Genomic DNA, 24,013 nt, shown 5'->3' with positions numbered 1-24,013 from the left:
AAGGAAAACCCATGAAACATCTATTTGCTGCCCTCTGCGCGGCGCTGGCCGGAACAGCATGGGCTGAACCTGATCCCGTAAACTGGCAGGACGTTCTGGATGAGGCCAATGGCCAGACCGTCTATTGGAACGCATGGGGTGGTTCGACCACGATCAATGACTTCATCGAATGGGTCGGAACCCGCGTCGAAGAGGAACATGGCGTCAAGCTCGAGCATGTGAAACTCACCGATACGGCCGACGCTGTAAGCCGGGTGATTGCCGAGAAGTCCGCCGGTCAGGACACGGACGGTGCGATTGATCTGATCTGGATCAACGGAGCCAATTTCAGTGCCATGAAAGAGGCCGATCTTTTGTTCGGCCCCTTTGCTGAGGCTCTGCCCAACTGGCGGTTCGTAGACGTGGACGGCAAGACTGTCACTACCGATTTCACCGTCCCGACCGAAGGGTTCGAAAGCCCTTGGGCCATGGCGCAGGTCGTGTTCATCTATGATAGCGAGGTACTGCCTGAGCCTCCCAAATCCGCCGAGGCAATTCGCGAATGGGCGGCTGCGAACCCGGGTCGGTTCACGTTTCCTCAGCCCCCTGATTTTCTGGGAACGACGTTCCTGAAACAGATGCTGATCGAATTGGTCGAGGACCCGACCATTCTGCAACAGCCTGCTGGTGAAGACTATGCGCAGGTGACGGCGCCGCTGTGGGACTGGCTGCAGGATGTTACGCCCGACCTCTGGCGCGCTGGTCGCGCCTATCCGCAAACCGGGCCAAGCCAACTGCAGCTGATCAATGATGGAGAGGTCGACATGGCGATCAGTTTCTCTCCGGGTGAGGCGACAACGGCCATTGCCAACAGGCAGCTGCCGGAAAGCGCGCGGACTTTCGTTCTGGATGATGGAACACTGGGCAATGCCAGCTTTGTGGCGATCCCCTACAATGCCTCAGCCAAGGCAGGTGCCATGGTCGTCGCAGATTTCCTGATGAGCCCTGAGGCGCAACTGCGCGCGCAGGACCCAAATGTGTTGGGTTTTAGCACCGTGCTGGACATGGCCGCCCTTTCGGCGGAGGACCGCGCCGGGTTTGACGCGTTGGAGCTGGGCGTAGCAACCCTTTCGCCCGCCGAACTTGGCCAAGCCTTGCCGGAGCCGCATCCCAGCTGGATGACCCGGATCGAAGCGGATTGGGCCGAGCGTTACGGCGTTGGCAACTGACCTCAGCCCCGGCAAACGATGGGGGCTGGCACCGACGCTGACCATAGCGTTGCTGCTGGGTCCCATCGCTGCCGGGCTTTTGGGAACGATCCTCCCGGCCTTCGGAGGCATGCGCCCGGACGGGCAAAACGGATTTTCACTTGATCCGTGGGTGCGCCTCTGGGCCGAGCCCGGCTTGGGTCAGGCCCTCTGGCTGTCGTTCAAAACCGGTTTCCTTTCAACGCTTGGGGCGCTGATCGGGTGTTTTCTGCTGATCGCAGGTTGGCAGGGCACACGCGCGTTTTCACGGCTTGAGGCACTGCTGTCGCCCCTTTTGTCCGTACCCCATGCAGCGGCCGCGCTGGGGCTGGCGTTCCTGATTGCGCCATCGGGGTGGATTGCGCGTATGATCTCGCCCGGTCTGACCGGATGGGCCCGCCCTCCGGACGTATTGATCCTGCAAGACCCCGGCGGGTGGTCTTTGATTGCGGGGCTGATGATTAAAGAGCTGCCGTTCCTGTTGCTGATGTCGCTGGCCGCGCTGCCTCAGATCAAATCGGCCGAACGGATGCGTGTGACGCAGGTGCTGGGTTACGGCAGGGTCCGAGGGTGGTTTCTGGCCGTGATGCCCGCGCTTTATGCGCAGATTCGATTGCCGATCTATGCGGTCTTGGCCTATGCGATGTCGAATGTGGATGTCGCGATGGTTTTGGGCCCGTCGCGCCCGCCGACTCTGTCCATGTTCATCCTGCGCTGGATGACGGACCCCGATTTGGCCATGCGGGCGCCCGCTGCTGCGGCTGCCTTGGTTCAGTTGGGGCTGGTGGCGGCGGCCATCATGGTCTGGCGAGGTGGTGAAAGGGCCGTGGCCGCGCTGATCAACCGTGGTGTGGAAAGCGGAACGCGCGGCATGGGCTTGCGCGACACCGCCCTTAGAACCCTTGGCCTCGTGGTATCACTCACGGCGGGGATCGCGGTGTTCGGCGGGCTGATCGGCCAGTTCATCTGGTCCTTCGCCGGACGTTGGAGGTTTCCCGACGCGCTACCGAGCAGCTTCAGCCTGATGTCCTGGGCGCGCAATGGCCCGGACGCGGTTGAGGTCACCTTGGTCACCTTGGCGCTGGCGTTTGCCACCGCACTGGTCGCTCTGGTCCTGGTGATCGGCTGCCTGAACGCGGAGCTCCGCGCCGGGCGTGCAATGAACAGGACCGGGATAGTTATTTTGTACCTGCCACTCATCCTGCCTCAGATCGCTTTCCTGCCGGGTCTGCAGATCCTGATGATCCAGATCGGAGCGGCGCAGGGCATCCTTCCCGTGGTCCTGACCCACTTGGTCTTCGTTCTGCCCTATGTGTTTCTGGCATTGGCCGGCCCTTACCGCGCGCTCGATCGCCGCTATGCCACGATTGGCGCCGCCATGGGGCTGGGACCGGTTGGAGTGCTCTGGCGCATCCGACTGCCAATGTTGCTGGCTCCGATCTTGACCGCGCTTGCGGTGGGGATGGCGGTGTCAGTCGGCCAATATCTGGCCACTCTTCTGGCCTCTGGCGGGCGATTGAACACGTTGACGACCGAGGCTCTAGCCCTGTTTTCAGGCGGTGATCGCCGTGCGATAGGGGTCTGGACCATCGCGCTGGCCTTCACGGCATGGCTGCCGTTCCTGCTGGCCTTGATGATCCCCAGAATTGTCTATCGCAACAAAAGCGGACTGCGTCATGATTGAAAACGGCCTCTCTTTGGATCAGCTTTCGATCTCTCATGCCGATGGCAGAGGGCTGGTGCAGCTATCAGCTGACATTGCGCCGGGAGAGGTTCTGAGCCTGATGGGGCCATCCGGGGTTGGGAAATCAACCATACTTGCGGCAATCACCGGAACTTTGTCGCCCGCCTTTCACATGGCGGGGCGCATCACGTTGAACGGGCGGGTTCTGAATGCCCTACCTCCTCAGAAGCGGCGCGTTGGGATCCTGTTTCAGGATCATCTGTTGTTTCCACATCTGTCGGTGGGGCAGAATGTCGGCTTTGGCCTGCCGCCCCGCACCCCGGACCGGGCCGCGCGCATTCAGGCCGCCCTGTCCGAGATCGGGCTGGACGGGTTTGAAACCCGCGATCCCGAGACCCTGTCCGGAGGTCAGCGCGCCCGTGTGGCCCTGATGCGGATGCTTCTGGCGGAGCCCGATGCGTTGCTTTTGGATGAGCCTTTCTCGCGCCTCGATGTCGGTCTCCGGGACAAAATGCGGGGCCTCGTCTTTGCCCGAGCCGGCGCGGCGCGGCTGCCAGTTTTGTTGGTGACCCATGACATCGCCGATGCCGATGCCGCAGGAGGCAGGGTTGTGACTCTGCCTCAATAGCGGTGTTGGTCGAGATGTTCGGCTTTATCTGGTTCCGGCTCGCCCTAGCCTAGTTCGTCAATCCGGACAGGTACTTGATCGCCGTCAGGCTGGGCAGGAACGTGTACGCGCCACCGCGCGTATGGATCAGGCGGGGAAAGCCGTGCAGGCGGATCGTGCCGCCATCGGGCAGGCTGAGGTCGAACCAGCTGGTTTCCGGCGTGTTCGCCCCCAGCAGAGGGTCATTGGCACCCGTGATCGTTGGGTCGTGCAGGCCAAGGTTGATCCAGTCGCACATTACCGCTTCGAACTGCGCGCCGATATTGGCGCCAATGAAGCTGCCCAGCAGGCCGCGCTCGGCCGTGTCGGGGTTTTGGGGGTCGAAATCCGGTCCATAGGACATGCCGCGACGTACCAAACGTCGCGTGTAGTTGGCGATGCGTTGCACAATCCGACCGCCACGCGGGTTGCCTCGTCGTAAATGCGAGCCGGCGGGACAGCGGGAATTGGCGTTATAGTTGAAATTGGTCAGCGAGACCTCATGCTCGGGCCATTGCGCATCCGGTGACAACTCATAAGGAACGCCGTTGCGCCAGCGCCCGCACATCTGGGCCGCGACGACCTCGCGCAGCGCGCCGTGGATGTCCAGGCCTTCGCCGATGCGATCCAGATTTTTCGGATCGACCAGTTTGTCGCGATCTGGGTGATCCATCAGGTCATCGGCGGCTTTGTTCAGATAGGCCTCGAAACCGGCCGCATCCTGCGCCAGAACACGGAACGCATTGAACGACCCGTTGAAGCCAAGCGCATTGGGCGAGGGGACGCGGAACACCACGCCCTCTTGTCGCGTGGGATAACCCAGAAGTGCTGTGCCCAGCGGGTCGATAGGTTCGTCGACGCCAGCCTGTTCGGGATCAAAGACCTGTTCGAACCGGGGCTGGGAAATACCGTCGACATAGCCGAAAAACACCTTGCTATCGGCCAGATTGCGACCGTCGCGTTTGCCCAGAATGGTGAAGGCCGCGCCAACCTGTTTCTCGACCAAGTCGAGGTGATCCTGAACGTCGGAATAGACCGACGCCATGATGTGAACCCGGTCAGGCTGATCAAACGGAGCAGGCCAGTGATCCGGCGCGCTGGTACCGAAATCGCCCAGTTTCATCGCGCGTTTCGTCATGCCCTGCACGAATTCGCTGGGGAAGGTTTTCAGATCCTTGGGCGCGGTGCCAAAGGCACGCAGCCCGGCATAGGTGAGGCCGATGTTGAAACAGAAGGGAGGTTTGACCTCCCACAACACCCCTCGGGTGATTTCGGGGACGGTGTCACTGCCGCCATCAACAGCGGTTGCCAGAAACTGGCGTGCCGCGGCGCGGTCGGTGACTTCAAGAAACAGATGGCGCACCAGATCGCGGCGATAACCGCGCAGTATGTTGCCCTGAATGTCGGCGAGATCGAGTTTTGCAGTCACCAGCCTTGTCCAAATTTTTGGCGCACTTGCGCGGCGGAAACGCCCGGATAGGCGCGATAACCGCCCCCCAGCGACAGGTTAGGGTTCGCGTAGAGTTGCAGAACAAACGCACGCGGGAGGGTTTCCAACCGATGCGGCGGCTGGTTCGGAGGCAGCCCTTTGGCCTCATCCTGCAGGCCGAACAGGTCGGTTGGGAAATCGGGGGCCTGAAACAGGTCGTGCTCATGGACCCAGTCGATGAACTCTTCGACGTTGTGTTCGGTTGGGATCAGGTGCTCCGCCCCGTCCACAAGCGAGATGACGTCATTGAACACACTGCCGATGGTGGTGATGAAATCCCGAATGTAGTTGCTGAAATCGCCGTCATAGACCGAAATCATGCAGATCTTGTCGTCGATCAGCAGAAACCGGGCGAAATGCACCGTTCCGACATTGTCGAGCCCCGCAAATATCTCTTCGACATTTTGCGCGATCGCCAGAGCAGCATGGGCCCGTCCGGCGGGCGAGGGATCTTTCAGCGGCATGATCAGATTCATCATGCGCTGCACGTTCTCGCTGGGTTGCGGTGAGGGGCGCGGGCCACCGGGCAGTTTCGGCTTGGGGTCGCGCCAGTGCCAATAGGGCACAACGATGTAGCGCGACAGGAACTTGAACCATCCCCGATCCGGCAGGGTGTTGACGTAGCGGTTGAACCAGCTGTTCTGACGAGTCATGACCTTACCCCTTCGAGAACGGGCAAGGGGACCCGCCGCGCCAAGCGCTTGAGATTTTGTACGAGTCGATGCGCATTTTCAGTACAGGATCATCCGAGGCCTCGATCCCGGGGGTCAGCAAACCGGGATTGAAGCTGAGCTTCTCGGCCTGTTCTATCTGGTCCTCAGGCACAGCGTTTAGCGTGAGAACGCCCATCATGATCCGTTTGCGATGGGGCGGCCAGGGGCGCGCGGAGTTGTTGAAATCGTCACCGACCTCACCGATTGTCATCATCAGAGAGAACCGCGCAGGTTCTTTAGCAAGACGCTCCCTAAGTTCAGCCTGAAGATAGTCATCCACCGGTGTTTCATCCGGGTCGGTGTTCAGCACGCCTGCGATGGGTTGCCACGAAAACCGCACCCAGCGGCGGACGCCCTCCGCTCCGGTCACGATGAAGGTATGGCAGGCGTGATAGGCCGCGCGCGCATAGCTTGTCGGCGCGCCGATCTGGGCGGCCTGCAATACACCAAGTTGAGAATAAGCGTTCCGGTCGGCAAACCCGATGGCACCTTCGTCCGGGCTTATCGTCTCGCCAGGATAGGGGTCGCGTTCAGGCAGCATCAGCTGAAGGTAGCTCCAGATTTTCTGCCAGGGGGTCTGACCGTTGTAGAGCTTGGGCTTGGCGGCCTCCGCGAAATCCAGAAACGTCTCGGGCGTTGGGGTGAAGAACTCGGGCAGGTTCATTGCGATCAGGTCGGTATCGGAGCCATCAGACAGGTGAAACCGAACCGCCAGCCCCCGGACATCGGACCAGCCGTCATGCACCACAGCGCAGCCCGACCCGTTCGAGAACCGAACAATCACATCCGTCTTTTCATTGGTGAAGTGATCCGCGGTGCAGAAATTCCGGGCGATGGGCGTGGGCTTGAAATAGCCGGTCGCACTGATCCCGATTGTGTGAACGGGGCGCAGGGCCAGATCACCATCAGGACGATGCAGAACTTCTACCAGCTTCTCGGCAAGGCCGGGATCGCTCATGACTTGACCACCTGTTAACTGAAGTTACCCCCAAAACGTGGCGTTAACCATAAGCACTGGCCGGGCAAAGGCAACAGGAAGAATACATAAAACGCGGCGAAGCCACTGTTTGATCAAGCAAAACTGAGGTCGGTTACCATTTGTTCAGCATATCTTTGGCATGGGTCCAGTATTCACTTTGCCGGCAGGTGTAGAATGCTTTCTCCATCAGATCGTAGGATTCAGGTCGGTGTGTTGCCAGCCCCACGACCTTGGGTAGCGGAGGGTTCAGACGCACCATCCGCTCTTTCAACACAAGATGGGCCATCCAATACTGGTTTTCGGCAGATGTGGTCAGCAGCAGTTCGATCAAAGCCCCCCGAGGCGCGCCCGACGTGATCCCGAACCACTTCAACAGGCCCCAGTCGTCGGGGTTCTTGATCATCTCCTCCGAGATGTCGGTCGGCTGTTGGCCAGTGCCGATCGACAGAGCCTCGATATGCGCCAGCCCTTCAGCGCGACCAGCCGCGATGGCCACGTTAATGCCGTTCATCACTGGATTGTTGGCAAAGGCCCCGCCATCCGCGAAATAGCCATAGTCCACCCCGTCCGAGATGATCTGATGCGGCGGGAAATAGGATGGCGCGGCCGAGCTTGCCATGGCGACATCCAACAGGCCGACATCGCTCATATCCAGCCATTTTTCGTATCCAAGCGTCTGGTTGGTGATGGTAAACGGGGACCAGCCCACCTTGTCGCTGCGATGCAGGCACACGGTGTTGACCGCCAGAACCAGATCCGGGGACAGAGAATTGACTTTGCGGTCTCCGACCAGACCTCGCCCGATCTCCTCAAGCCCGGTGGCATTGTATTGCGAGGCGGTGATGCCCGGGCCTCCGCCGAGTTTGAACCTACGCAGCACCTCATCCAGTGCCTTGTCCAGAAAGCTGTGTTCGTTTTCACGAAAAATCTTGTCGGCATCTTCGCGGTAATGCGCGGCAAGGTCGCCGATCAGCCGGCCCATATCCTTGCCCTGCGTCCGGCCATCCGCCAGCGCCACGGCGATCAGCCCACCGGTCGAGGTGCCGGCGAACCCGTCCGCCTTGTCCAGAACGCCGGTCTCCTCCTGCAAGCTTTGCAGGATCAAGCAGGTCAGGTAGCCCCTGATCCCCCCGCCATCGCAGGACACAAGTTTGAATACCATTCGATGCGCCTCATCGCTTTTTAGTTGTAGGAGGTTTTAGGATAACTGGGCTGGGAAAAGCCAGCCGTTTTGCGACCCGTTGAGGCTTATCCCGCATAGCAAATTGGAAAAAGCCTTGCGAAAACCTGTATTTGTCAGCACAGTTCGCCGCGAAAAGGACGGGCTTGGCCCGCAATGGCCGACCCCACCGGGGCCCCGGCGCAATCAGGGAGTTGAGGCTATGGCGTTGGAACTACATGAGATGTGCAGCGGGCTGGGCTTTCCAGAAGGTCCGGTTGCGATGAATGATGGCTCGGTCCTGTTCGTGGATATCAAAGAGCAGACCCTCGTGCGCCTGACCGTCGATGGCACCGTCAGTGTGGTGGCCGAAATCCCCGGCGGCCCGAATGGCGTGGCAATTGGACCGGATGGCGCTGCCTATGTCTGCAACAATGGCGGTGTCTACAGTTTCGTGCCCTACGGACCCGACGATATCACCGTTCCCGCACCCATTCGCCCGCATTACAAGGGTGGGTCGGTGCATCGGGTCGATCTTGAGACCGGAGAGGTCACGATGCTGTTTGACTCCTACGAGGGGAAACGGCTCATCGCGCCCGACGATCTGGTCTTCGACAAGGATGGCGGGTTCTGGTTCACCGATACGGGGATCGAGGACGCAGAGTCCACGCGTTATGGTGGGCTGTACTATGCCACGTTCGACGGCAAGACCCTGATCAAGGCCGCCACGATTCCGATGCCGAATGGGGTCGGATTGTCGCCGGATGGCGGCACCGTCTACGTCTCGGACACGGTGTTTGGGCGGCTTTGGGCGATGAAGATCACCGGCAAGGGTCAGGTTGAACCCGGCCCAATTCCGGGGATGCCGGGGCAGGTGGTTCAGACCTTGCCGGGGTACCAATGGCTCGACAGTCTCAAGGTTGAGGCCGATGGCCGGGTCTGCGTGGCGACGATTTTCAATGGCGGGATCACGGTGTTCAGCCCCGATGGATCAACGGAACATGTCGCCATCCCGGATCTCTTCACGACCAATATGTGTTTCGGCGGTGAGGACATGCAGGATATCTGGATCACAGCCTCCAGCACGGGCAAAATCTACAAGGCCAGATGGCCGCGTCCGGGGTTGAAGCTGGAGTTTACGGCTTGATGTAAGGGCCGTCGGTTTTGCGCGGTCGAGATCAGCATATGCTTGAGCCATGGCCAATCACTGAGGGTGTGTCGCAGGTATAATCCGGCGACAAGGAACAAAAAGGACAAAGGCTTGGCCAGGCTGCGGAGGCTCAGTCTGCAGGCGCGGGTGTGACGAGCCAGGTAATAACGCTGCGGTCCAGTTGTCGGTAGCCAATGTCGAAGACCGTCCCTGCCGTGACCGTATTATTCAACGATTTGGTCAACCGCAGCCTCAGGACGGTTTCGCTGGGCGCGCAGTGCAGTTCGGCATGGGCAAAACCAAAGAACTGTTTTACCGCCGGGAACAGGGCCTTGTAGAATGTCTCTTTGGCGGAGAATACAAGCGTTGCCATCAACGCCTGCGCGTCGCTTTCCCGGATCAGCCGGGTTTCCTCTGGCTGCAAAGCGACCTTGAAAATCGCATCCAGTGAGGATCCTTCGGCGATATCCTCTATATCGACGCCAACCAAAGTGCCGGGCTGATTGGTTACAATCGCCGCACATCGCCCTTTGGAATGCGTGATCGAACCTGCGATGCCTGCGGGCCAGATCGGCTCACGGTTGGGACCCGTGGCGATCTGCGTCGATGCATGCCCATTTGATGCCAAAGCGGCCATGGCTATGGCACGGCCTGCGATGTACTCGGCCTTTCGCTTTTCGACGGCCCTGTGCAAACGATCCGGTCGGTCGACATCTAACGTCGTGAAAAGGCCATCTTCAAAACGAGATTGATCAAACCTTGCGATCACAGCAGTCGGTGTTGCAGACCCGATGTCCAAGGCCCGCACGTCCATTAGGAACCCGTCGGAGCGCGTTTGAAGGGCAGAGAGGTGTTGGGCGGGCGGTGTCATGGTCTTTGGCTTCTCTCAAGCGTCGCGCCGCGTCAATCCGGTTTTGCAAATTGTATTGTGCCTGCCCAGTGGGGCAGCTTGAATTTTCGCGAACCATTTGAGGGCATCCGCCAATACCCACCGCTCGACCAAAGGGTTGGAGGCTTAGTGCGCCTAATGCCCTAGGAACGTGTAGGTGTGCGCAGCCTACGATCGGATTTGGATCAAGCGTCTGAACGCTCGGAGATATCGGCCTTCGTCCACACGCAGTCGTGGTCGGAAAGCGGTGTGCCAGTGGCCGAGATCGAACTCAGCACGCCTTTGTCTATGGGCGTGAAACCCCGGCCGGCCAGCCAATCCAGTTTCATCTTTCGGTCCGGGTGCGGCGTGATCAGACTGGGGCGGGTCGTGTCGCCCTCGGCTGTAAACGCCCACGAATAGCCCTGATCTTCGGCCAGTGCGAACAAGGTTTCGCGGCGCCAGTCGAAATCGGGGGGGAGGTGGTTGCCGGTGTTCAGATCTCCGCCGATCAGAACTGGCATGTTGGGGGCGAAGGCGTCAATCTCCCGTAGCAGAAGTTCGAACTGAACTTGCCGGTGTTCAGCGGCGGAATTACTTTCCAGATGGGTGGAGACCACGCAGATCGGCCCTCGTTCGGTTGGCACCACGGCGGCAATAGCCATGCGCCCTCCTACCCGGGGTTGCTCGGGATCGGCAGCGCCGCTTTCGGGGGTGAACCAGTGGCCGTGGTCGTCCAACCGGATCAACGCCGTGCGCTCAAACGGGACCGAGGACAGCACGGCGTTGCCATGCCAGCCGGTTGTGTTGAAATCATCGGTGCAAAAGGCGCGCTCGGTCGGGCCGCCCAAATCAAGCTCGTGAAACTCGACGCCAAAGGCGTAGGTCATTCCGAGGGCGCGGGCGACCTCTTCGGTGGTGTGGCGTTGCGCGGTGCGGGCCATGCCGCAATCGACCTCAGACAGCAGAACGATATCTGGCGTAATCGGGCCGAGATGCACGGCAGTCTCTTCGGGGAACAGGCAGCGTTCAACATTCCAAGCGGCGACGGTGATTTGCGTGGGCAGCTGAGCCGCTGTGGCCTCGCCGCCCATTTGCAGCGCGTTCATCGCCGGCAAGGATGCCATCAGTGAACGATGTGCCGTCGTTGTGCGCGGGGCAGCCAGGATTTCAGCCCGCTGGTCAGATGTGACAGCGGGCAAAGTCGCGACAGTCTGTGTGATCAAAGGACTTTTCCCGTTTCCACGTCGAACAGACGCAGGGCGTCGTGTTTCAGGGTGATGCGGGTCTCGCCCGTGTGCACGCTATGATCTTTGCCGACCATGACCGTAAAGGGCTGGTCCGCAAGCGTACCGTGCAGCAGACGATGCGCGCCAAGTTCTTCGAGGATGTCGACCTGGAACGAGACGGATCCGTTCTCATCCAGTTCGACATCCTCGGGACGTACACCCATGGTCACCGGGCCGCTGACGGCCTGTGGCGCGGGCATCAGCCCGTCATAGCCGTTGAGGCGGACCTGTCCGTCTGACGCTTCGGCCTCAATCAGGTTCATGGGTGGGGCACCCATGAACGAGGCGACGAAGGTAGAAGCCGGATTGTGGTAGATCTCGGAGGGGGTACCGATCTGCTCAATCCGGCCTGCGTTCAAAACGATGATCCTGTCGGCCATCGTCATCGCCTCGACCTGGTCATGGGTTACGTAAACTGCCGTCGTGCCAAGACGACGCTGCAGGGCTTTGATCTCGATTCGCATCTGGTTGCGCAGCTTTGCATCGAGGTTTGAAAGGGGTTCATCAAACAGGAACAAGGCAGGGTCGCGCACGACGGCACGCCCCATGGCGACACGCTGACGTTGACCACCAGACAGTTGCGCCGGTTTGCGGTCCAGATATTCGGTCAGGTTCAGCATTTTGGCGGCGTCTTCGACCTTGGCGGCGATCTCGGTCGCGGGCGTGCCGCGGTTCTTCAGGCCATATCCAATGTTCTTGCGCACCGTCATATGCGGGTAGAGCGCGTAGTTCTGGAACACCATCGCGATGTCCCGATCCGCAGGGTCTACATCATTGACCACCCGGTCGCCGATTTTCAGCGTGCCTTCGGTGATATCCTCAAGCCCCGCGATCATGCGCAGCAACGTGGATTTGCCGCATCCCGAAGGGCCGACCAGAACGACAAACTCGCCGTCCTGAATGGTGAAGCTGGTGGTCTGAACGGCCTTGAAGCCGTTAGGATAGACCTTGCGGATGCCCTCTAATGATACCTGAGCCATGCGCGTATTCCTTATTTGTCGGATTCTGTGAGGCCCTTGACGAACCAATTCTGGAAGAAGATGACGATCGCCACCGGCGGGATCATCGCAACAATGGCCAGCGCCAACGCTTGTCCATGCTCGGGGATCTGACTGTCGGTGTAGGTCAGCACGATCTGCTTTATACCACGAACCAGCGTGAAGAAACTTTCATCCGTCGTGATCAGTGTTGGCCACAGGTACTGGTTCCAGCCAAAGACGAACATGATGATGAAGATCGCGGCAATCATCGTGCGGCTGAGCGGGACGAGGATGTCGATGAAGAACTTCCACGGCCCTGCGCCATCGATCCGGGCGGCCTCGGCCAGTTCTTCGGGGACGGACATGAAGAATTGCCGGAAGAAGAACGTGCCAGTGGCAGATGCGATCAGGGGAACGATCAGACCGGTATAGGTGTTGGTCAGGCCCAGTTTCTGGATCGCTTCGTAGGAAGGCAGGATGCGGACCTCAAGCGGCAGCAACAGGGTGGTGAAGATCACCCAGAAGGCCAGCGTTGCAAAGCGCAGACGGAAATAGACGATGGCATAGGCGGCCATCATCGAGATGATGATCTTGCCCACGGCAAAGCCGATGCCCAGAATGAAGGAGTTCATCAGCATCAAGGTTCCATCAACTGTCTGCGTGAATCCGCCTTTTTCAAACATGGCGGCGTTGAAGTTCTTGCCCAGGTCGTCGCCTAGGCCCAGTTGGATGCCTTCGCGGTGGATGGTGACCGCGTCGTGGCTGGCTGTGGTCAACGCCAGCAGCGGCGGCAGGATCATCAGCAAGGACCCAAGGATGAGGACAAAGTGATCTCCGATCGTTTCCCAGCGGATTCTGCTGGGTTTGCGGGTCACGGCGGGTGTGTCGAGTGTGGTGTCGGCCATGATATCCTCCCTCAGGTATAGTGAATCCGGCGTTCCACCAGCCGGAACTGGAAGACGGTCAGGATCAGAACAAGGGCCATCAATACTACGGACTGCGCGGATGATCCGCCAAGGTCGTTGCCGCGGAAGCCATCCAGATACACCTTGTAAACAAGCGTCATCGGGTTGTTGCCAGGCTCGCCCTTCATAAGTGCGTCGATGATGCCGAATGTGTCGAACAGCGCATAGGTGATGTTGATGATCAGCAGGAAAAACGCGGTCGGGGCCAGCAGAGGAAAGGTCACGTCCCAGAACCGCCGCGTGGATGAGCGGTTGTCGATCATGGCCGCCTCGCGGACTGAACGAGGGATGGATTGCAGGCCCGACAGGAAGAAGATGAAATTCACCGGGATCTGTTTCCAAACCGCGACGATGATCATTGCGGTTGCGGTGGCGTTGTAGTCAACGCCCAGCTTGAACTCCCAGCCGAACAGTCCGAAGAACTTGGTCATGGGGCCGGTGCTTTGATCAAAGAACAGAATACCCAGAAAACCTGCTACCGGGGGTGCGATCGCGTAGACCCACATCAGCAGGGTGCGATAGGACCTCGCCCCTCGGATCACCTTGTCGGCCTTGACCGCCAGCAACAGCGCGATCGCCAGCGAAAAGAAGGTGACCAGAATGGAGAAGACAACCGTAAACCACGCGATGCGTTTGTATTGATCATTGCCCAGCAATGAGGTGTAGTTGTCCGCCCCCACAAAGGTCGAGCCGAACCCGAACGGGTCCTGCAGAAAGAACGACGATTGCAGCGCCCATCCAGCGGGCCAGTAGAAGAAAATGGCGATGATCATGAGCTGCGGTAGCAGCAGCGCCACAGGAAGCCAGATAGTGTCGAAGCCCGCGCGTTTCATTGTTAGTCCAGTTGCAAAATGGAGGATGGCCGCGCCCAAAGGCGCGACCATCTTGGGGGTGATCCCAGAACCTTAGCCCTGAGTCTTGGCGAAGCGTGCCAGCAATTCGTTGGCTTCGGCTTCGATGTTCTGGAAGGCGCTTTCCACGTCGGTCTCACCGGTCAGGATACGGCCATACTCGCGGTTCATGATGTCGCGGATCTGAACGTAGAAGCCCATGCGGTAGCCCTTGGTGTTGTCACCGGCCTTGGCTTGCAGCTGGTTTACGCCAACTTCGGCGGCAGGGTAGCGGTCATAGTGGCCGTCTGCCTTGGCGGCTTCATAAGCGGCCTCGGTGATCGGGACATAACCGGTTTCCTGATGCCAGAAATACTGGGTCTCAGGCGCGGTCAGGAAGCGGAAGAACTCGGCAGTTGCCTTGTTTTCCTCGTCCGACTTTCCCGACATCGCGAACAGCGCTGCGCCACCGATGAAGGTTTGGGTCGGCTCAGCTGTGACGGCTTCCCAATAGGGCAGCTCAACCGCGCTGAATTCAAAGCCCAGGTCCTTCTGCAGCAACCCGCCGAAGGAACCCGACGAACCCAGCCACATCGCAACTTTACCTTCTTCGAACGGTTTTGCGTTGTCACCCCAACCGGTGCCATACCATTCGAACATGCCGTTGTCTTTCCACTCGGTCACGGCGGTGAAGTGCGCCTTGATCGCGTCGTTGTTGACCAGAATCTCAGTGTCCATGCCGTCATAGCCGTTGTTGTTCGTCGCAAACGGCAGGTTGTGGCGCGACATGAAGTTTTCGGTGAAGATCCAGGGCAGGTGCGACTGGCTGAGTGGGATGTAGCCTGCCTCTTTCAGCGCCGGAGCGGTGGTAGACTGGAACTCTTCCCATGTCTTCGGCGGGGTCACGCCTGCAGCTTCCAGAGCGTCGACATTGTAGTACAGGATCGGGGTCGACGAGTTGAACGGCATCCCGATCATCTTGCCATCGCTGTCGGCATAGAAATAACGCACGCCGGCGATGTAGTCGTTGATGTCGAATTCGACGCCGTTTTCAGCCAGCAGGTCCTGAACCGGAACGGTCGCGCCTTTGGCCGCGATCACGGTGGCGGCACCTGCGTCAAACACCTGCATGATGTTGGGCTGCTCGCCCGCGCGGAAGGCAGCGATCCCGGCGGTCAGCGTTTCTTCGTAGCTGCCCTTGTAGATCGGAGTGATTGTGTATTCGTCCTGCGACTCGTTGAATTTCTCGGCAACCTTGTTGACGGTTTCCCCTAGTTGCCCGCCATGTGCATGCCACCAGGTAATTTCGGTTTCTGCAAAAGCTGCGGTCGCGGTGAACGCGAGCGCGGCAGCTGTCGCGCAAAACTTCAGATTGTTCATTTCGATCCTCCGGTTCGGTATCGGCCCTTTGCAGCAAAAAGACCGTTGGCATTATGTGCCAGTTTTCATGCAGGCTCCCCTGCGGCGTTTTTCGCGCGCAGCCTCCGACCCGCATCAGTGGAACACGTCCGCAAACTGCACACGTGACCACATACTGTTAACGTATGACAGTTCGATGAAAGATTTCTAGCAATATTGACAAATTAAACAAAAAAGATGGACAGCTTAGGCGTGGTTGATGACAGCAAAAAACAACTGGACAGACCGCGCCGCGTTACGGCGCAGGCGGTTGCCGATGCGGCGGGCGTGTCCCGATCGGCCGTGTCCCGTGCGTTTACGGCCGGCGCTTACCTCGATGCGGAAAAACGTACAAAAATCATGCGGATGGCTGACCGTATGGGGTATCAACCCAACGCGTTGGCGGCAGGGTTGAAGGGAGGGCGATCGCACCTCGTTGCGGTCTTTGTAGGCAACAAGCGGAGCACCTACGACTCGGAGTTCGTGAACCGGTTGGTCGGGCAGTTGAACGCGCTGAACAAGTGGCCGATTCTGATTGATGGCAGCGGCGAGAGCGCTGAATCAGCCATGGATCAGGTTTTGCGCTATCCGCTGGATGCTCTGATTCTGCGCGGAGGTAGCATGCCCGGCGCGCTTGTGGAGCAATGCAGCAAATTCGGGGTCCCCATGATCTCATCCGGGCGGATCGTGGATGCGGCGGGGATCGACAATGTGTGCTGCAAGAATGCCGACGGGATGACCATCGCGACCCGTGTTTTGTTGGACAAGGGCCGCACACGGTTCGGGTTCATTGCGGGCGCGGCCGAGTTCGGATCTTCAGATGATCGGAGGGCCGGGGTGGTCAACACTTTGGCGTCGGCAGGATTGTCCCTGATCGCGGAAGAGGTCGGAGATTTCACGGTTGGGTCTGGATACGACGCAGCGCACAAACTGCTGCGTGAACACAGCCTCGATGCGCTGATCTGTGCCAACGATGCCAGCGCGATCGGGGCGTTGACCGCGGCGCGAGAGCTGGGTGTGGACGTGCCCGAAACACTCTCTATTGTGGGCTTTGACGATATTGAAATGGCCGGGTGGCCCGCTTTCAATCTGAGCACGATCAACAATCCGATCGACCTGTCGGTCGAACATGTGATCACCTTGCTGGAAAAACGTCTGGCTGAACCGGCAAAGGCCAGTGAGACCCTTCTGATCGAGCCCTTCTTTGTCCCGCGCGGTACCCATTGACGCTGTTATGGCCCGAGGTGCTTGAAACCGTGAAGGGTTTCTCGGCGCCGTGCTGGATGACAGTATTCTTCACACCGCCGATTGCCTGCTCTTGCAGACAGAGAGAGGTCTCGACACCTAGGCAGCGCCCTGACTCAGACCTCTTGGATCGAAGTCTCTGACAGTCTTTCCACGAGGTTTTGCTCAATCTCTTCCAGAACGCCGCGTACTCGTTTTTGAAGGGCGTGTTCGACAGAACAGGTTGGCGCCTCATCTTCAAGGCCGCTGGCGACAAGGCGCTCGTCCAGCGCTAGGTAGACATCGGCCAGCGTGATTTCGCTCGGCCCGCGGGCCAGACGCCATCCGCCTGCATGGCCTTTCTCGGACGTCAGCAGACCGGCGGCGCGTAGTTTTCCCAAAACGCGGCGTACAACAACCGGGTTGGTTCCGGCATGGTCCGCAATTTCGGTTGAGGTGCGCACACGGTCCGGCTCTCCGGCCATATGGCTGAGCGTGTGCAGGGCAAGTGACAGGCGGCTATTGCGCTTCATAGGGCGGGGTTCTCCAAACCTGCTGGCAACGTAACTTTGGCTGTTGCATTAATCTAGTAACTATGAAAGTTACAAGAACCGCATCCAGAGCTATGGAGACTCATATGTCAGATACGCGCCTTCCCGTCACGGTGCTTTCCGGATTTCTTGGGGCTGGCAAGACCACTTTGCTGAACCGGGTTCTCAACAACCGCGAAGGTCGCCGTGTCGCGGTGATCGTGAACGATATGTCCGAGGTGAATATCGACGCCGACCTCGTGCGCGCCGATACCGAGCTGAGCCGCACGGACGAGACGCTGGTTGAAATGTCTAACGGCTGTATCTGCTGCACCCTTCGTGATGACCTTTTGGATGAAGTTCGCCGACTGGCGGCTGAGGGGCGCTTTGACTATTTGCTGATTGAATCGACGGGTATTTCCGAGCCTCTGCCGGTGGCTGCGACCTTCGATTTCCGCGATGAGTATGGTGAAAGCCTGTCCGATGTGGCGCGTCTGGACACGATGGTGACGGTTGTCGATGCGGTAAACCTGCTCGGGGATTTCTCCTCGCACGACTTCCTGCAGGATCGTGGTGAGACCATGGGCGAGGAAGACGAACGCACCCTCGTCCATTTGCTAACCGATCAGATCGAATTCGCCGATGTCGTGATCCTGAACAAGGTCGACGATGCTGGGCCAGAAAAGGTCGACGCGGCCCGCAAGATCATCCGCAGCCTAAATGCGGATGCCGAGATCGTCGAGGTCAATCACTCCGCTGTGGCGGCTGAGAAAATTCTCGATACCGGGCTGTTTGACTTCGATAAAGCCCATGAGCATCCCATGTGGGCCAAGGAGTTGTATGGTTTTGCCGACCACGTGCCGGAGACTGAAGAATATGGTGTTGCGTCTTATGTCTACCGGGCGCGCCTGCCCTTCGTGCCCGAGCGTATCTTTGAGGTTCTGAACGGCGATCTGCCGGGTGTGATCCGGGCCAAGGGGCATTTCTGGATTTCTACGCGTCCCGATTGGGTGGCTGAGTTTTCGCTGGCCGGGGCGCTTTCCAGCGTGCAGCCTTTGGGCACTTGGTGGGCTTCGGTTCCGGAAGAACGCCGACCGACCCATGACAGCGCCCGCGCCTACATGCAGGCTCATTGGCAAGAACCATGGGGAGACCGCCGGCAAGAGATCGTGTTCATTGGGGCAGGGATCGACTGGCCGACCCTCAGGGCGCGATTGGATGCCTGTCTTGTGCCCGCCGTTGCGGGTTTGGGTCCCGACAATTTGCCGGACTATCCCGACCCGTTCCCGATCTGGCGCCGGGCTGAGGCGGCGGCATGAGCGTTGTACGCCAAACCGTAATCGGTGCGGCCGTTGGGGTTGGCGTTGCGGATACGCCCGAGGCGCTGAGCGCCTTTCTCAACCCGGGTTGCGCCGCGGCACTTTGGCGGCGTCAAACTCCGCCCAGTGTTCAAAGCTGGCTAAATAGTCTTGACCCCGAGGACCTGCCGAACGGGCGGGTGATCCTTCCGTTGGGCAAGGTGGCCGAAACAATCGGCCATCTTTGCGACATGTCCGGTTTGCCAGCATGCCCTGAGCGGGATTGGCTGGAGGCGGATATCGCCTTACTGGCAGAGGTGTTATCAGATCTCGTCTCGGCCCGTTATTTGCGGTTGCGGCTGGATGTTGTCACGACCAACGCTTGCCGCAAGTTCCATATCGACGCCATCACCGCGCGACTGGTCTGCACTTATCGCGGCACTGGTACGCAATACGGCATTTCGCGTGATGGCGCTGAGCCGAAACGTGTCTTTACGATGCAAACCGGGTCTCCGATCCTGTTGCGCGGGACGCGTTGGCCAGAAACACCGCGATCGGGCCTTTTGCACCGTTCCCCTCCGATCGAAGGCACCGGTGAGACCCGGCTTGTACTGGTATTGGATCCGATCACCGACCCGGACGAGGCCGCATGACCGGAAATCTGGGGCAAAGCAGCTTGCGGCGCAAGAAACGCGCGGGCGATCCCTTGGCCGTCTTTGACAGCCTGCCCGCCCCGTTGCGGCAGTGGTTGTCCGAAGCGGCCCTGCCATGGTCGCCCGTCTCGGCGCGCCGGATTTGGGTCAAAGCGCTGGCCAAAGGTCTTACGCCGGAAGAAACGTTGCTATCGCTGAATCGGGCCGAGGCGAGTACACTGGCACGTGACAAGGTGATGGCCCTGCCGCGCCGTTAAGGCACCCAGGCTTTGGGGTTGCTTTGACTTGAAACTGTTACGCTCTGCCGTCACCATCCGATCATTGTTGATTGATGAATTACGGAGGGCGCAATGGCCTATAAGCTGATTAAGGGCGAGTTTCATATTTTCTATCCCGACATTCCAAAGCAGGGCCCGGAACCTGACGGTGATACTCTGAAGTTCAAACCAGATGACCCGTCGTTTGTTCATGACCTTTGGCGTTCGGGTCAGCCCCGGCCCGGCTTCAATGGGCGCGGGATGATCAATCTGCGGTTTGAAGGGCTGGATGCGCTCGAAACTCATTTCCGCAGCGCACATCAGAACAAACCCCTCGCGGAGGCGTCGCGCGATTTTCTATTGGATTGGGCCGGGTTCGGAGACGTGGTGTTCTGGGAGGACAAGCCCAACAAAGTGAAGCAGGTCGAAAACAACCCGGTTCGCGGCTACATCCTGACCAATGGTCTGGACGGCCACGGCCGGATTGTGGCCTTTGTCTACTCGGGCGATGCGCCCGAACCGGACGGTGAGGTATTCAAACTGATGCCGGACCGCGTGGATCAGAGCTTCAACGCGCGCAGCCTGGAGGCTGGTCAGTCCTATCCGCTGTTCTACCTGACGCTGCCGATCTCACTTGCCCGGCATCTCGGAGGGATTGCGGATCAGGCCCGTGCGGCGGGGAAGGGTCTGTATCCTGATGACGCTTCTGCCCCCGGGCAAGACTTCGAAGTAACCCCGGCGAATTATCAGAATCTGGCAATCTGGCCCAAGCTCTTTCGGCGCTTGCATGACTATTTCGCGGATGAATTCGATGATTTGAGCGGGTTCGACACCTGGCTGCGCGCGGATCCGAGGGACCGGGACGATCGCATGCTTCTGCCTGATGACTATGACGCCCATTTCCACAATGTGGTCGAGGTGACCTCGCCCACTTCCATGAGGCTGACAGTCGACCCCAAGGATATCGTGATCCTGCCGGACGATTTCACCATGCCCGACACCGGCCTGCCGTCACAGTAGCGCCAGGTCTAAAGCTTCGCCGAAGGTGCCGGGCCGCGCCAGTCCAGACTGAGATCATGGCGCAGACTATGTGGGAAGGGGATCATCCGATTGGTATCCTCGTCCCACAGCCTCCATTTCAGGCAGTTGAGCGCGCCTCGGACGTCGATCGCCGCGCTGTTCCAGTCCTGCGCGATTGAGGCGTTGCAGGTCTTGAGGTGATAGCAGGGGATTTTGGCGTTCAGGTGATGCAGGTCATGGAAGCCGAAATTCAGCAGAACAAAATCTACAACCGGTCCTAGTCGGAGCGAACTCGCCCCGTTCAAGGCGGCAGCGTGGGCGGTTTTGTCGCCGGATTGGCGCCAATAGGTTTCTTCGAAGTTGTGCCCGACATAGACGACAAATATTCCGAAACTGCCTGCAAGAATGCTGCCAAGGATCAGGGCGTAAAAACTCCACCAACCCAGAAATGTGATGATCAGGCCCCAGAAGACAAACATGGCGATATTCTGCAATAGGACATCCCGGACGCTGACTTTCAGTGTGTTTCGGGGCCAGCGGTATTGGACAAAGTAAATCAGAACCGGGCCGATCAAGAACAAGGTTATAGGGTGCCTGTAGGCGCGGTAGAACAGTTTCTTGGACAGGGGCGCGGCCTCATATTCGCGCCGGGTCATGACATAGACCTCGTGGGCGTCCCGGTGATCCAGATTGCCCAGATGCTGGTGATGCAGGTTGTGGTTATACCTCAGAACGCTATGGGCGATCCCGGAAAAGAGGCAAAGGAAGTTCCCAAGGAGATCATTCCACGTTCGGTTCGTGAAAAAACTGTAGTGCCCACAGTCATGCTGGATGGAATAGAGCCGGAGGATGCCAGCCCCAAACAGAACCGAACCCAAGGTCAGGGAAAGCCATGCCCCGGAAAAAAGGGCAGGGATAGCAAGCCCCGCAGCGACGATCCCTGCGCTGATTGCCAGCGCTTTGCAGGCCATCCTGTCGTCTTGTTTTGTGAATTCCCTCGGAACCTTGATCGAACTCATTACCGTCACTGAAAATGATTGAGACTATGAAAACGCTTAGCGTCCCCAATCGTTAGCACGGCTTTGGATTTCCGCCAAATTCGATGAGGTGCGCGGCTCAGGCATCGGTTCGGGACAGCTCCAAAAACATATAGGGCTGTATGTTCTCGAATGGCCAAACGCGGACCACCTGCGTCAGGCCCAGTTTCTGTGCCCCGCGCCCGATCGTGTTGAACACTCCAATATGTTCCTGAAATACCGGGTCGTCGCTGAACCTGTCGATCATGCGGTCGGTGATCTCAGACCGCACGCGCAGGCGCAGGCTTGACCCTTTTAGGTGACGTTTGATCTGGGCAAGACGAACGAAGTTGAGGCTGTTCCACAAGCCATGGACCTTGTAGGTGTCCTCGACCCATGTGATCCGCTTTCGAAACAGTCGCCCTGTCAGGGTCTTTGAGCAAAGCGCGGGGATGTTGAAATGCGGCTCATACGGGAAACCGTAGTTGGGGCACAGGATCAGGCAGCGGCCCTGTGGGGCCAGAAATCGCGGCAGCGTATCTAGGAAGTGTCGCCAATCCTGCAAATGCTCCAGCACGTTGACCATGTAGATCAGGTGATAGGGTTGTGACGGAGTGAAGGCTTCGTAGGTGTTGCGGTAGATGTCTCCACCCAGCTTGGCGGCGTGATCCAGAACATGCTCCATCGGTGCGAAGCCTTCGGCGAAAGGCTCAATGGCGTCCAGCGTAATGTTAGGGTTCCGCTGGCGCAGCATGGTCAGCAGGATACCTGCCCCGCAGCCGATCTCCAGCGCGCGCGCGCCGGGGGGCAGGGCGCAGATTTCAGGGTCGAGATTCTGGAAATGAAACCGTGCCGCGCTAAGCCAGATGTCTTTCAGGGGAAAGTCGAACCGCGCGAAATCCTCAAGAATGTCGTCGACCGAAAAAAGGCTTTCTTGAGGGCTGACCGAATGCATACTGATCCCAAGACGAGTGGTTTGAAGGATTGATATAACAATGTGTTGGAGCGGGCCAGCGTCCTATACCATTGCTGCCGTCGGGGTGATCGCCACCGTCAAAGCCATACGACAAGGCGAGAGCCCGTTGCTCTGGTCTCCACTGGTGTACTTCACCGCGATCGAGGTACTGCAGGGCTATTCCTATTCTGTCGAGGGGCAATGCGCATTGCCCCAAAATCAGGTCGCCGCGTTGCTGGCCTATATACACATCGCCTTTCAGCCGCTGTTTACCGGTATTCTCGCGTTGTATTTCATCCCAAAGGATGTGCGCGGCATGATAGCGCCCGTGGTCTTCGGTCTTGGCGCAGTGACCGGAGCGTATCTGTTGCTGCAAATTTATCCGTTCGACTGGGCAGGCCCGTGCCGACCGGGGCGTCTTTTGTGCAGCGATCATCTGTGTGTGAAGGCGGAAAGCTGGCATATTGGCTGGCATCTACCGCTGAACGATCTTGGTGAAAGCCTGCCTGCAACGATTCTTGGGCAGCACTATGATCTGAACTTCCCGGTCTATTTTACGGTGATGTTCCTGCTGCCTGCTGCTCTGGGTGCTTGGAAAGTGGCAGGGTTTCAGCTGTTGATCGGGCCGACACTTGCTTGGGCTTCAACCGATAGCCCGACGGAAATGCCTGCGATCTGGTGTCTGTTCTCGCTGGGTATTGTCATGATGATCGTGTTCACGCCGCTCAAGACGGCGCTGCAGGCAAGTTCATGGCCTTTATGGACTGTGCTGCGCTGGGTGAACGGGACCAAAAAAAAACCACTCTAGTACCCTAACAAACCGTTCACCCGCGCACCACTTTCTTTACCTCGTGCCTAACCTGCGAACCGCGGCTCCGATCTGGTTGGAGACCCGGTTCCCCCTCAAGCCGGTGGGAGGCAAGAAACTCTATGGAGGCGACTAAGTCTCGTCGTCATCCTCCAGTTGATACAGAACCCAATCGTCACTCAGGCCTTTCAGTTGTTTGGGTCCAATTTCCTGAAACTCCAGCCCCAGGCCCAAAACCAGATCGCGCACGGTGCTGGAAACCCATGTCTGCCCACCAGTTGTCAGGCTGAGAACACGGGCCGCGATTGCGATCGCGATACCGGTCACATCGTTGGTGGTGCGCAGACACTCTCCACAATGAATACCGGCCCGAAGCTTTAGGCCAAGCGCGTCTGCTGTGATCCGAAAGGCCTTGGCGCAGGCGATGGCGGCACTGGGGCGAGGAAAGACCGCCAGCATGCCGTCGCCCATCAGTTTCACAAGTGTGCCTTCGTGTTCTGCAACGGTTTCAAGCGCTGCAGTATCCAGAGCATCCATGACATCGCGCCACTCTGCATCGCCCAGACGCGCGATGATCTCGGTCGAGTTCACTACATCGGTCATCATGATCGTGACCAACAGGCTTTTGTTTTCACCATCAGCTTCGCATTCGGCGATGTTGTCCTCGAACGTTTGGTCGATCAATGTGCTTGGCTGAGGGTGGATGATCGTCGGGCGAACCGGGAAGGTTTTTACGACCGCCGGTTCGTTGCTCTCCATATCAACGACTGCCAGAGTGCTATGCTTGCTGCATGGCGCTGGAAGTTCAGACAGTTCGGGATCGTCGATGGGCTCAATAATTTCAAAAGATGTATTCAACATAACTGCACCAACAAA

Annotated in this window: 24 protein-coding genes; 10 read left to right on the top strand and 14 right to left on the bottom strand. The window is 58.8% G+C overall.

Annotation, left to right across the window (positions count from 1 at the left end; all coding sequences use genetic code 11):
* The first annotated feature begins 11 nt into the window (after positions 1 to 11).
* From ACR0AI_RS10335 to ACR0AI_RS10325, 3 genes are read left to right on the top strand one after another with little or no spacing between them, the layout of a single operon-like run.
* Entirely contained in the window at positions 12 to 1,208 is a 1,197-nt protein-coding gene (locus ACR0AI_RS10335) for an ABC transporter substrate-binding protein (RefSeq protein WP_480673395.1), read from the top strand.
* Complete coding sequence (locus ACR0AI_RS10330; RefSeq protein ID WP_480673397.1) at positions 1,198 to 2,910, top strand: ABC transporter permease; 1,713 nt, start codon at positions 1,198 to 1,200, stop codon at positions 2,908 to 2,910. The genes ACR0AI_RS10335 and ACR0AI_RS10330 overlap by 11 nt, the downstream gene beginning before the upstream one ends.
* The gene (locus tag ACR0AI_RS10325) at positions 2,906 to 3,538 is read left to right on the top strand and encodes an ATP-binding cassette domain-containing protein (protein ID WP_480673802.1); all 633 of its coding nucleotides are present in this window, start codon (positions 2,906 to 2,908) and stop codon (positions 3,536 to 3,538) included. The genes ACR0AI_RS10330 and ACR0AI_RS10325 overlap by 5 nt, the downstream gene beginning before the upstream one ends.
* Before the next feature lie 49 nt (positions 3,539 to 3,587).
* On the opposite strand, the gene ACR0AI_RS10320 is transcribed toward ACR0AI_RS10325, so the two are convergent.
* The 4 genes from ACR0AI_RS10320 to ACR0AI_RS10305 all read right to left on the bottom strand — a co-directional run bounded on the left by ACR0AI_RS10320 (position 3,588) and on the right by ACR0AI_RS10305 (position 7,899).
* Entirely contained in the window at positions 3,588 to 4,985 is a 1,398-nt protein-coding gene (locus tag ACR0AI_RS10320; protein ID WP_480673399.1) for a Dyp-type peroxidase, read from the bottom strand.
* Positions 4,982 to 5,698: a hypothetical protein gene (locus ACR0AI_RS10315; RefSeq protein ID WP_170376913.1), complete on the bottom strand. Its 717-nt coding sequence runs from the start codon at positions 5,696 to 5,698 to the stop codon at positions 4,982 to 4,984. The genes ACR0AI_RS10320 and ACR0AI_RS10315 overlap by 4 nt, the downstream gene beginning before the upstream one ends.
* A 4-nt stretch (positions 5,699 to 5,702) precedes the next feature.
* A complete protein-coding gene (locus tag ACR0AI_RS10310; protein WP_480673401.1) occupies positions 5,703 to 6,716 on the bottom strand; it encodes a catalase in 1,014 nt (337 codons plus the stop codon).
* A 133-nt stretch (positions 6,717 to 6,849) separates the two neighbouring features.
* Positions 6,850 to 7,899, bottom strand: a complete 1,050-nt coding sequence (locus tag ACR0AI_RS10305) for a patatin-like phospholipase family protein (RefSeq protein ID WP_480673403.1) — start codon at positions 7,897 to 7,899, stop codon at positions 6,850 to 6,852.
* A 220-nt stretch (positions 7,900 to 8,119) separates the two neighbouring features.
* On the opposite strand from ACR0AI_RS10305, the gene ACR0AI_RS10300 reads away from it, so the two are divergent.
* Positions 8,120 to 9,043, top strand: coding sequence for an SMP-30/gluconolactonase/LRE family protein (locus ACR0AI_RS10300; protein ID WP_480701314.1), 924 nt, complete (start codon positions 8,120 to 8,122; stop codon positions 9,041 to 9,043).
* 133 nt (positions 9,044 to 9,176) lie between these two features.
* Here ACR0AI_RS10300 and ACR0AI_RS10295 read toward each other — a convergent pair whose 3' ends face one another.
* From ACR0AI_RS10295 to ACR0AI_RS10270, 6 genes are all read right to left on the bottom strand, one after another.
* The gene (locus tag ACR0AI_RS10295) at positions 9,177 to 9,917 is read right to left on the bottom strand and encodes a 4'-phosphopantetheinyl transferase family protein (protein ID WP_480673407.1); all 741 of its coding nucleotides are present in this window, start codon (positions 9,915 to 9,917) and stop codon (positions 9,177 to 9,179) included.
* A gap of 203 nt (positions 9,918 to 10,120) precedes the next feature.
* Positions 10,121 to 11,137: an endonuclease/exonuclease/phosphatase family protein gene (locus ACR0AI_RS10290; protein ID WP_480673804.1), complete on the bottom strand. Its 1,017-nt coding sequence runs from the start codon at positions 11,135 to 11,137 to the stop codon at positions 10,121 to 10,123.
* Entirely contained in the window at positions 11,137 to 12,183 is a 1,047-nt protein-coding gene (locus ACR0AI_RS10285) for a sn-glycerol-3-phosphate ABC transporter ATP-binding protein UgpC (protein ID WP_170481540.1), read from the bottom strand. Before ACR0AI_RS10285 ends, ACR0AI_RS10290 begins: the two co-directional genes overlap by 1 nt.
* Before the next feature lie 11 nt (positions 12,184 to 12,194).
* Entirely contained in the window at positions 12,195 to 13,088 is an 894-nt protein-coding gene (locus ACR0AI_RS10280) for an ABC transporter permease subunit (protein WP_480673410.1), read from the bottom strand.
* Between the two features lie 11 nt (positions 13,089 to 13,099).
* Positions 13,100 to 13,981 (bottom strand): ABC transporter permease subunit, encoded by an 882-nt coding sequence (locus ACR0AI_RS10275; RefSeq protein ID WP_170376925.1) that lies wholly within the window; start codon positions 13,979 to 13,981, stop codon positions 13,100 to 13,102.
* Positions 13,982 to 14,053: 72 nt separating this feature from the next.
* Complete coding sequence (locus ACR0AI_RS10270) at positions 14,054 to 15,358, bottom strand: extracellular solute-binding protein (protein WP_170376927.1); 1,305 nt, start codon at positions 15,356 to 15,358, stop codon at positions 14,054 to 14,056.
* A gap of 231 nt (positions 15,359 to 15,589) precedes the next feature.
* On the opposite strand from ACR0AI_RS10270, the gene ACR0AI_RS10265 reads away from it, so the two are divergent.
* A complete protein-coding gene (locus tag ACR0AI_RS10265) occupies positions 15,590 to 16,603 on the top strand; it encodes a LacI family DNA-binding transcriptional regulator (RefSeq protein ID WP_480673412.1) in 1,014 nt (337 codons plus the stop codon).
* 134 nt (positions 16,604 to 16,737) lie between these two features.
* Here ACR0AI_RS10265 and ACR0AI_RS10260 read toward each other — a convergent pair whose 3' ends face one another.
* On the bottom strand, positions 16,738 to 17,133 hold the full coding sequence (locus ACR0AI_RS10260) for an Rrf2 family transcriptional regulator (protein WP_170640320.1): 396 nt from the start codon (positions 17,131 to 17,133) through the stop codon (positions 16,738 to 16,740).
* 104 nt (positions 17,134 to 17,237) lie between these two features.
* On the opposite strand from ACR0AI_RS10260, the gene ACR0AI_RS10255 reads away from it, so the two are divergent.
* The 4 genes from ACR0AI_RS10255 (at position 17,238) to ACR0AI_RS10240 (ending at position 20,358) form a co-directional block, all read left to right on the top strand.
* A complete protein-coding gene (locus ACR0AI_RS10255; protein ID WP_480673414.1) occupies positions 17,238 to 18,449 on the top strand; it encodes a GTP-binding protein in 1,212 nt (403 codons plus the stop codon).
* The gene (locus ACR0AI_RS10250; RefSeq protein ID WP_480673416.1) at positions 18,446 to 19,081 is read left to right on the top strand and encodes a DUF1826 domain-containing protein; all 636 of its coding nucleotides are present in this window, start codon (positions 18,446 to 18,448) and stop codon (positions 19,079 to 19,081) included. Before ACR0AI_RS10255 ends, ACR0AI_RS10250 begins: the two co-directional genes overlap by 4 nt.
* Entirely contained in the window at positions 19,078 to 19,338 is a 261-nt protein-coding gene (locus ACR0AI_RS10245) for a DUF6525 family protein (protein WP_480673418.1), read from the top strand. Before ACR0AI_RS10250 ends, ACR0AI_RS10245 begins: the two co-directional genes overlap by 4 nt.
* A 93-nt stretch (positions 19,339 to 19,431) precedes the next feature.
* On the top strand, positions 19,432 to 20,358 hold the full coding sequence (locus ACR0AI_RS10240; protein WP_480673420.1) for a thermonuclease family protein: 927 nt from the start codon (positions 19,432 to 19,434) through the stop codon (positions 20,356 to 20,358).
* Positions 20,359 to 20,366: 8 nt separating this feature from the next.
* On the opposite strand, the gene ACR0AI_RS10235 is transcribed toward ACR0AI_RS10240, so the two are convergent.
* Both ACR0AI_RS10235 and ACR0AI_RS10230 read right to left on the bottom strand, forming a co-directional pair.
* Positions 20,367 to 21,329 carry a fatty acid desaturase gene (locus ACR0AI_RS10235; protein WP_480673422.1) on the bottom strand — a complete coding sequence of 321 codons (963 nt, stop codon included), beginning with the start codon at positions 21,327 to 21,329 and terminating at the stop codon, positions 20,367 to 20,369.
* A 145-nt stretch (positions 21,330 to 21,474) separates the two neighbouring features.
* On the bottom strand, positions 21,475 to 22,329 hold the full coding sequence (locus ACR0AI_RS10230) for a class I SAM-dependent methyltransferase (RefSeq protein ID WP_480673423.1): 855 nt from the start codon (positions 22,327 to 22,329) through the stop codon (positions 21,475 to 21,477).
* A gap of 40 nt (positions 22,330 to 22,369) precedes the next feature.
* On the opposite strand from ACR0AI_RS10230, the gene ACR0AI_RS10225 reads away from it, so the two are divergent.
* Positions 22,370 to 23,137 (top strand): DUF5765 domain-containing protein, encoded by a 768-nt coding sequence (locus tag ACR0AI_RS10225; protein ID WP_480673425.1) that lies wholly within the window; start codon positions 22,370 to 22,372, stop codon positions 23,135 to 23,137.
* A gap of 132 nt (positions 23,138 to 23,269) precedes the next feature.
* Here ACR0AI_RS10225 and ACR0AI_RS10220 read toward each other — a convergent pair whose 3' ends face one another.
* Positions 23,270 to 23,896, bottom strand: coding sequence for an adenylate/guanylate cyclase domain-containing protein (locus tag ACR0AI_RS10220; protein ID WP_480673427.1), 627 nt, complete (start codon positions 23,894 to 23,896; stop codon positions 23,270 to 23,272).
* Positions 23,897 to 24,013 lie beyond the last annotated feature (117 nt).

It is taken from the genome of Ruegeria sp. BG3 (assembly GCF_056538485.1).
Note: the sequence above shows the minus strand (reverse complement) of the source record. Positions and strands in the feature narration are given on the sequence as shown.

What these genes read in the sequence shown, in the direction of transcription:
- ACR0AI_RS10335 (WP_480673395.1), top strand. Translation starts at nt 12, where the DNA reads ATGAAACATCTATTTGCTGCCCTCTGCGCGGCGCTGGCCGGAACAGCA.
- ACR0AI_RS10315 (WP_170376913.1), bottom strand. Translation starts at nt 5,698, where the DNA reads ATGACTCGTCAGAACAGCTGGTTCAACCGCTACGTCAACACCCTGCCG.
- ACR0AI_RS10310 (WP_480673401.1), bottom strand. Translation starts at nt 6,716, where the DNA reads ATGAGCGATCCCGGCCTTGCCGAGAAGCTGGTAGAAGTTCTGCATCGT.
- ACR0AI_RS10305 (WP_480673403.1), bottom strand. Translation starts at nt 7,899, where the DNA reads ATGGTATTCAAACTTGTGTCCTGCGATGGCGGGGGGATCAGGGGCTAC.
- ACR0AI_RS10300 (WP_480701314.1), top strand. Translation starts at nt 8,120, where the DNA reads ATGGCGTTGGAACTACATGAGATGTGCAGCGGGCTGGGCTTTCCAGAA.
- ACR0AI_RS10295 (WP_480673407.1), bottom strand. Translation starts at nt 9,917, where the DNA reads ATGACACCGCCCGCCCAACACCTCTCTGCCCTTCAAACGCGCTCCGAC.
- ACR0AI_RS10285 (WP_170481540.1), bottom strand. Translation starts at nt 12,183, where the DNA reads ATGGCTCAGGTATCATTAGAGGGCATCCGCAAGGTCTATCCTAACGGC.
- ACR0AI_RS10280 (WP_480673410.1), bottom strand. Translation starts at nt 13,088, where the DNA reads ATGGCCGACACCACACTCGACACACCCGCCGTGACCCGCAAACCCAGC.
- ACR0AI_RS10275 (WP_170376925.1), bottom strand. Translation starts at nt 13,981, where the DNA reads ATGAAACGCGCGGGCTTCGACACTATCTGGCTTCCTGTGGCGCTGCTG.
- ACR0AI_RS10270 (WP_170376927.1), bottom strand. Translation starts at nt 15,358, where the DNA reads ATGAACAATCTGAAGTTTTGCGCGACAGCTGCCGCGCTCGCGTTCACC.
- ACR0AI_RS10260 (WP_170640320.1), bottom strand. Translation starts at nt 17,133, where the DNA reads ATGAAGCGCAATAGCCGCCTGTCACTTGCCCTGCACACGCTCAGCCAT.
- ACR0AI_RS10255 (WP_480673414.1), top strand. Translation starts at nt 17,238, where the DNA reads ATGTCAGATACGCGCCTTCCCGTCACGGTGCTTTCCGGATTTCTTGGG.
- ACR0AI_RS10250 (WP_480673416.1), top strand. Translation starts at nt 18,446, where the DNA reads ATGAGCGTTGTACGCCAAACCGTAATCGGTGCGGCCGTTGGGGTTGGC.
- ACR0AI_RS10245 (WP_480673418.1), top strand. Translation starts at nt 19,078, where the DNA reads ATGACCGGAAATCTGGGGCAAAGCAGCTTGCGGCGCAAGAAACGCGCG.
- ACR0AI_RS10240 (WP_480673420.1), top strand. Translation starts at nt 19,432, where the DNA reads ATGGCCTATAAGCTGATTAAGGGCGAGTTTCATATTTTCTATCCCGAC.
- ACR0AI_RS10235 (WP_480673422.1), bottom strand. Translation starts at nt 21,329, where the DNA reads ATGGCCTGCAAAGCGCTGGCAATCAGCGCAGGGATCGTCGCTGCGGGG.
- ACR0AI_RS10230 (WP_480673423.1), bottom strand. Translation starts at nt 22,329, where the DNA reads ATGCATTCGGTCAGCCCTCAAGAAAGCCTTTTTTCGGTCGACGACATT.
- ACR0AI_RS10225 (WP_480673425.1), top strand. Translation starts at nt 22,370, where the DNA reads ATGTGTTGGAGCGGGCCAGCGTCCTATACCATTGCTGCCGTCGGGGTG.
- ACR0AI_RS10220 (WP_480673427.1), bottom strand. Translation starts at nt 23,896, where the DNA reads ATGGAGAGCAACGAACCGGCGGTCGTAAAAACCTTCCCGGTTCGCCCG.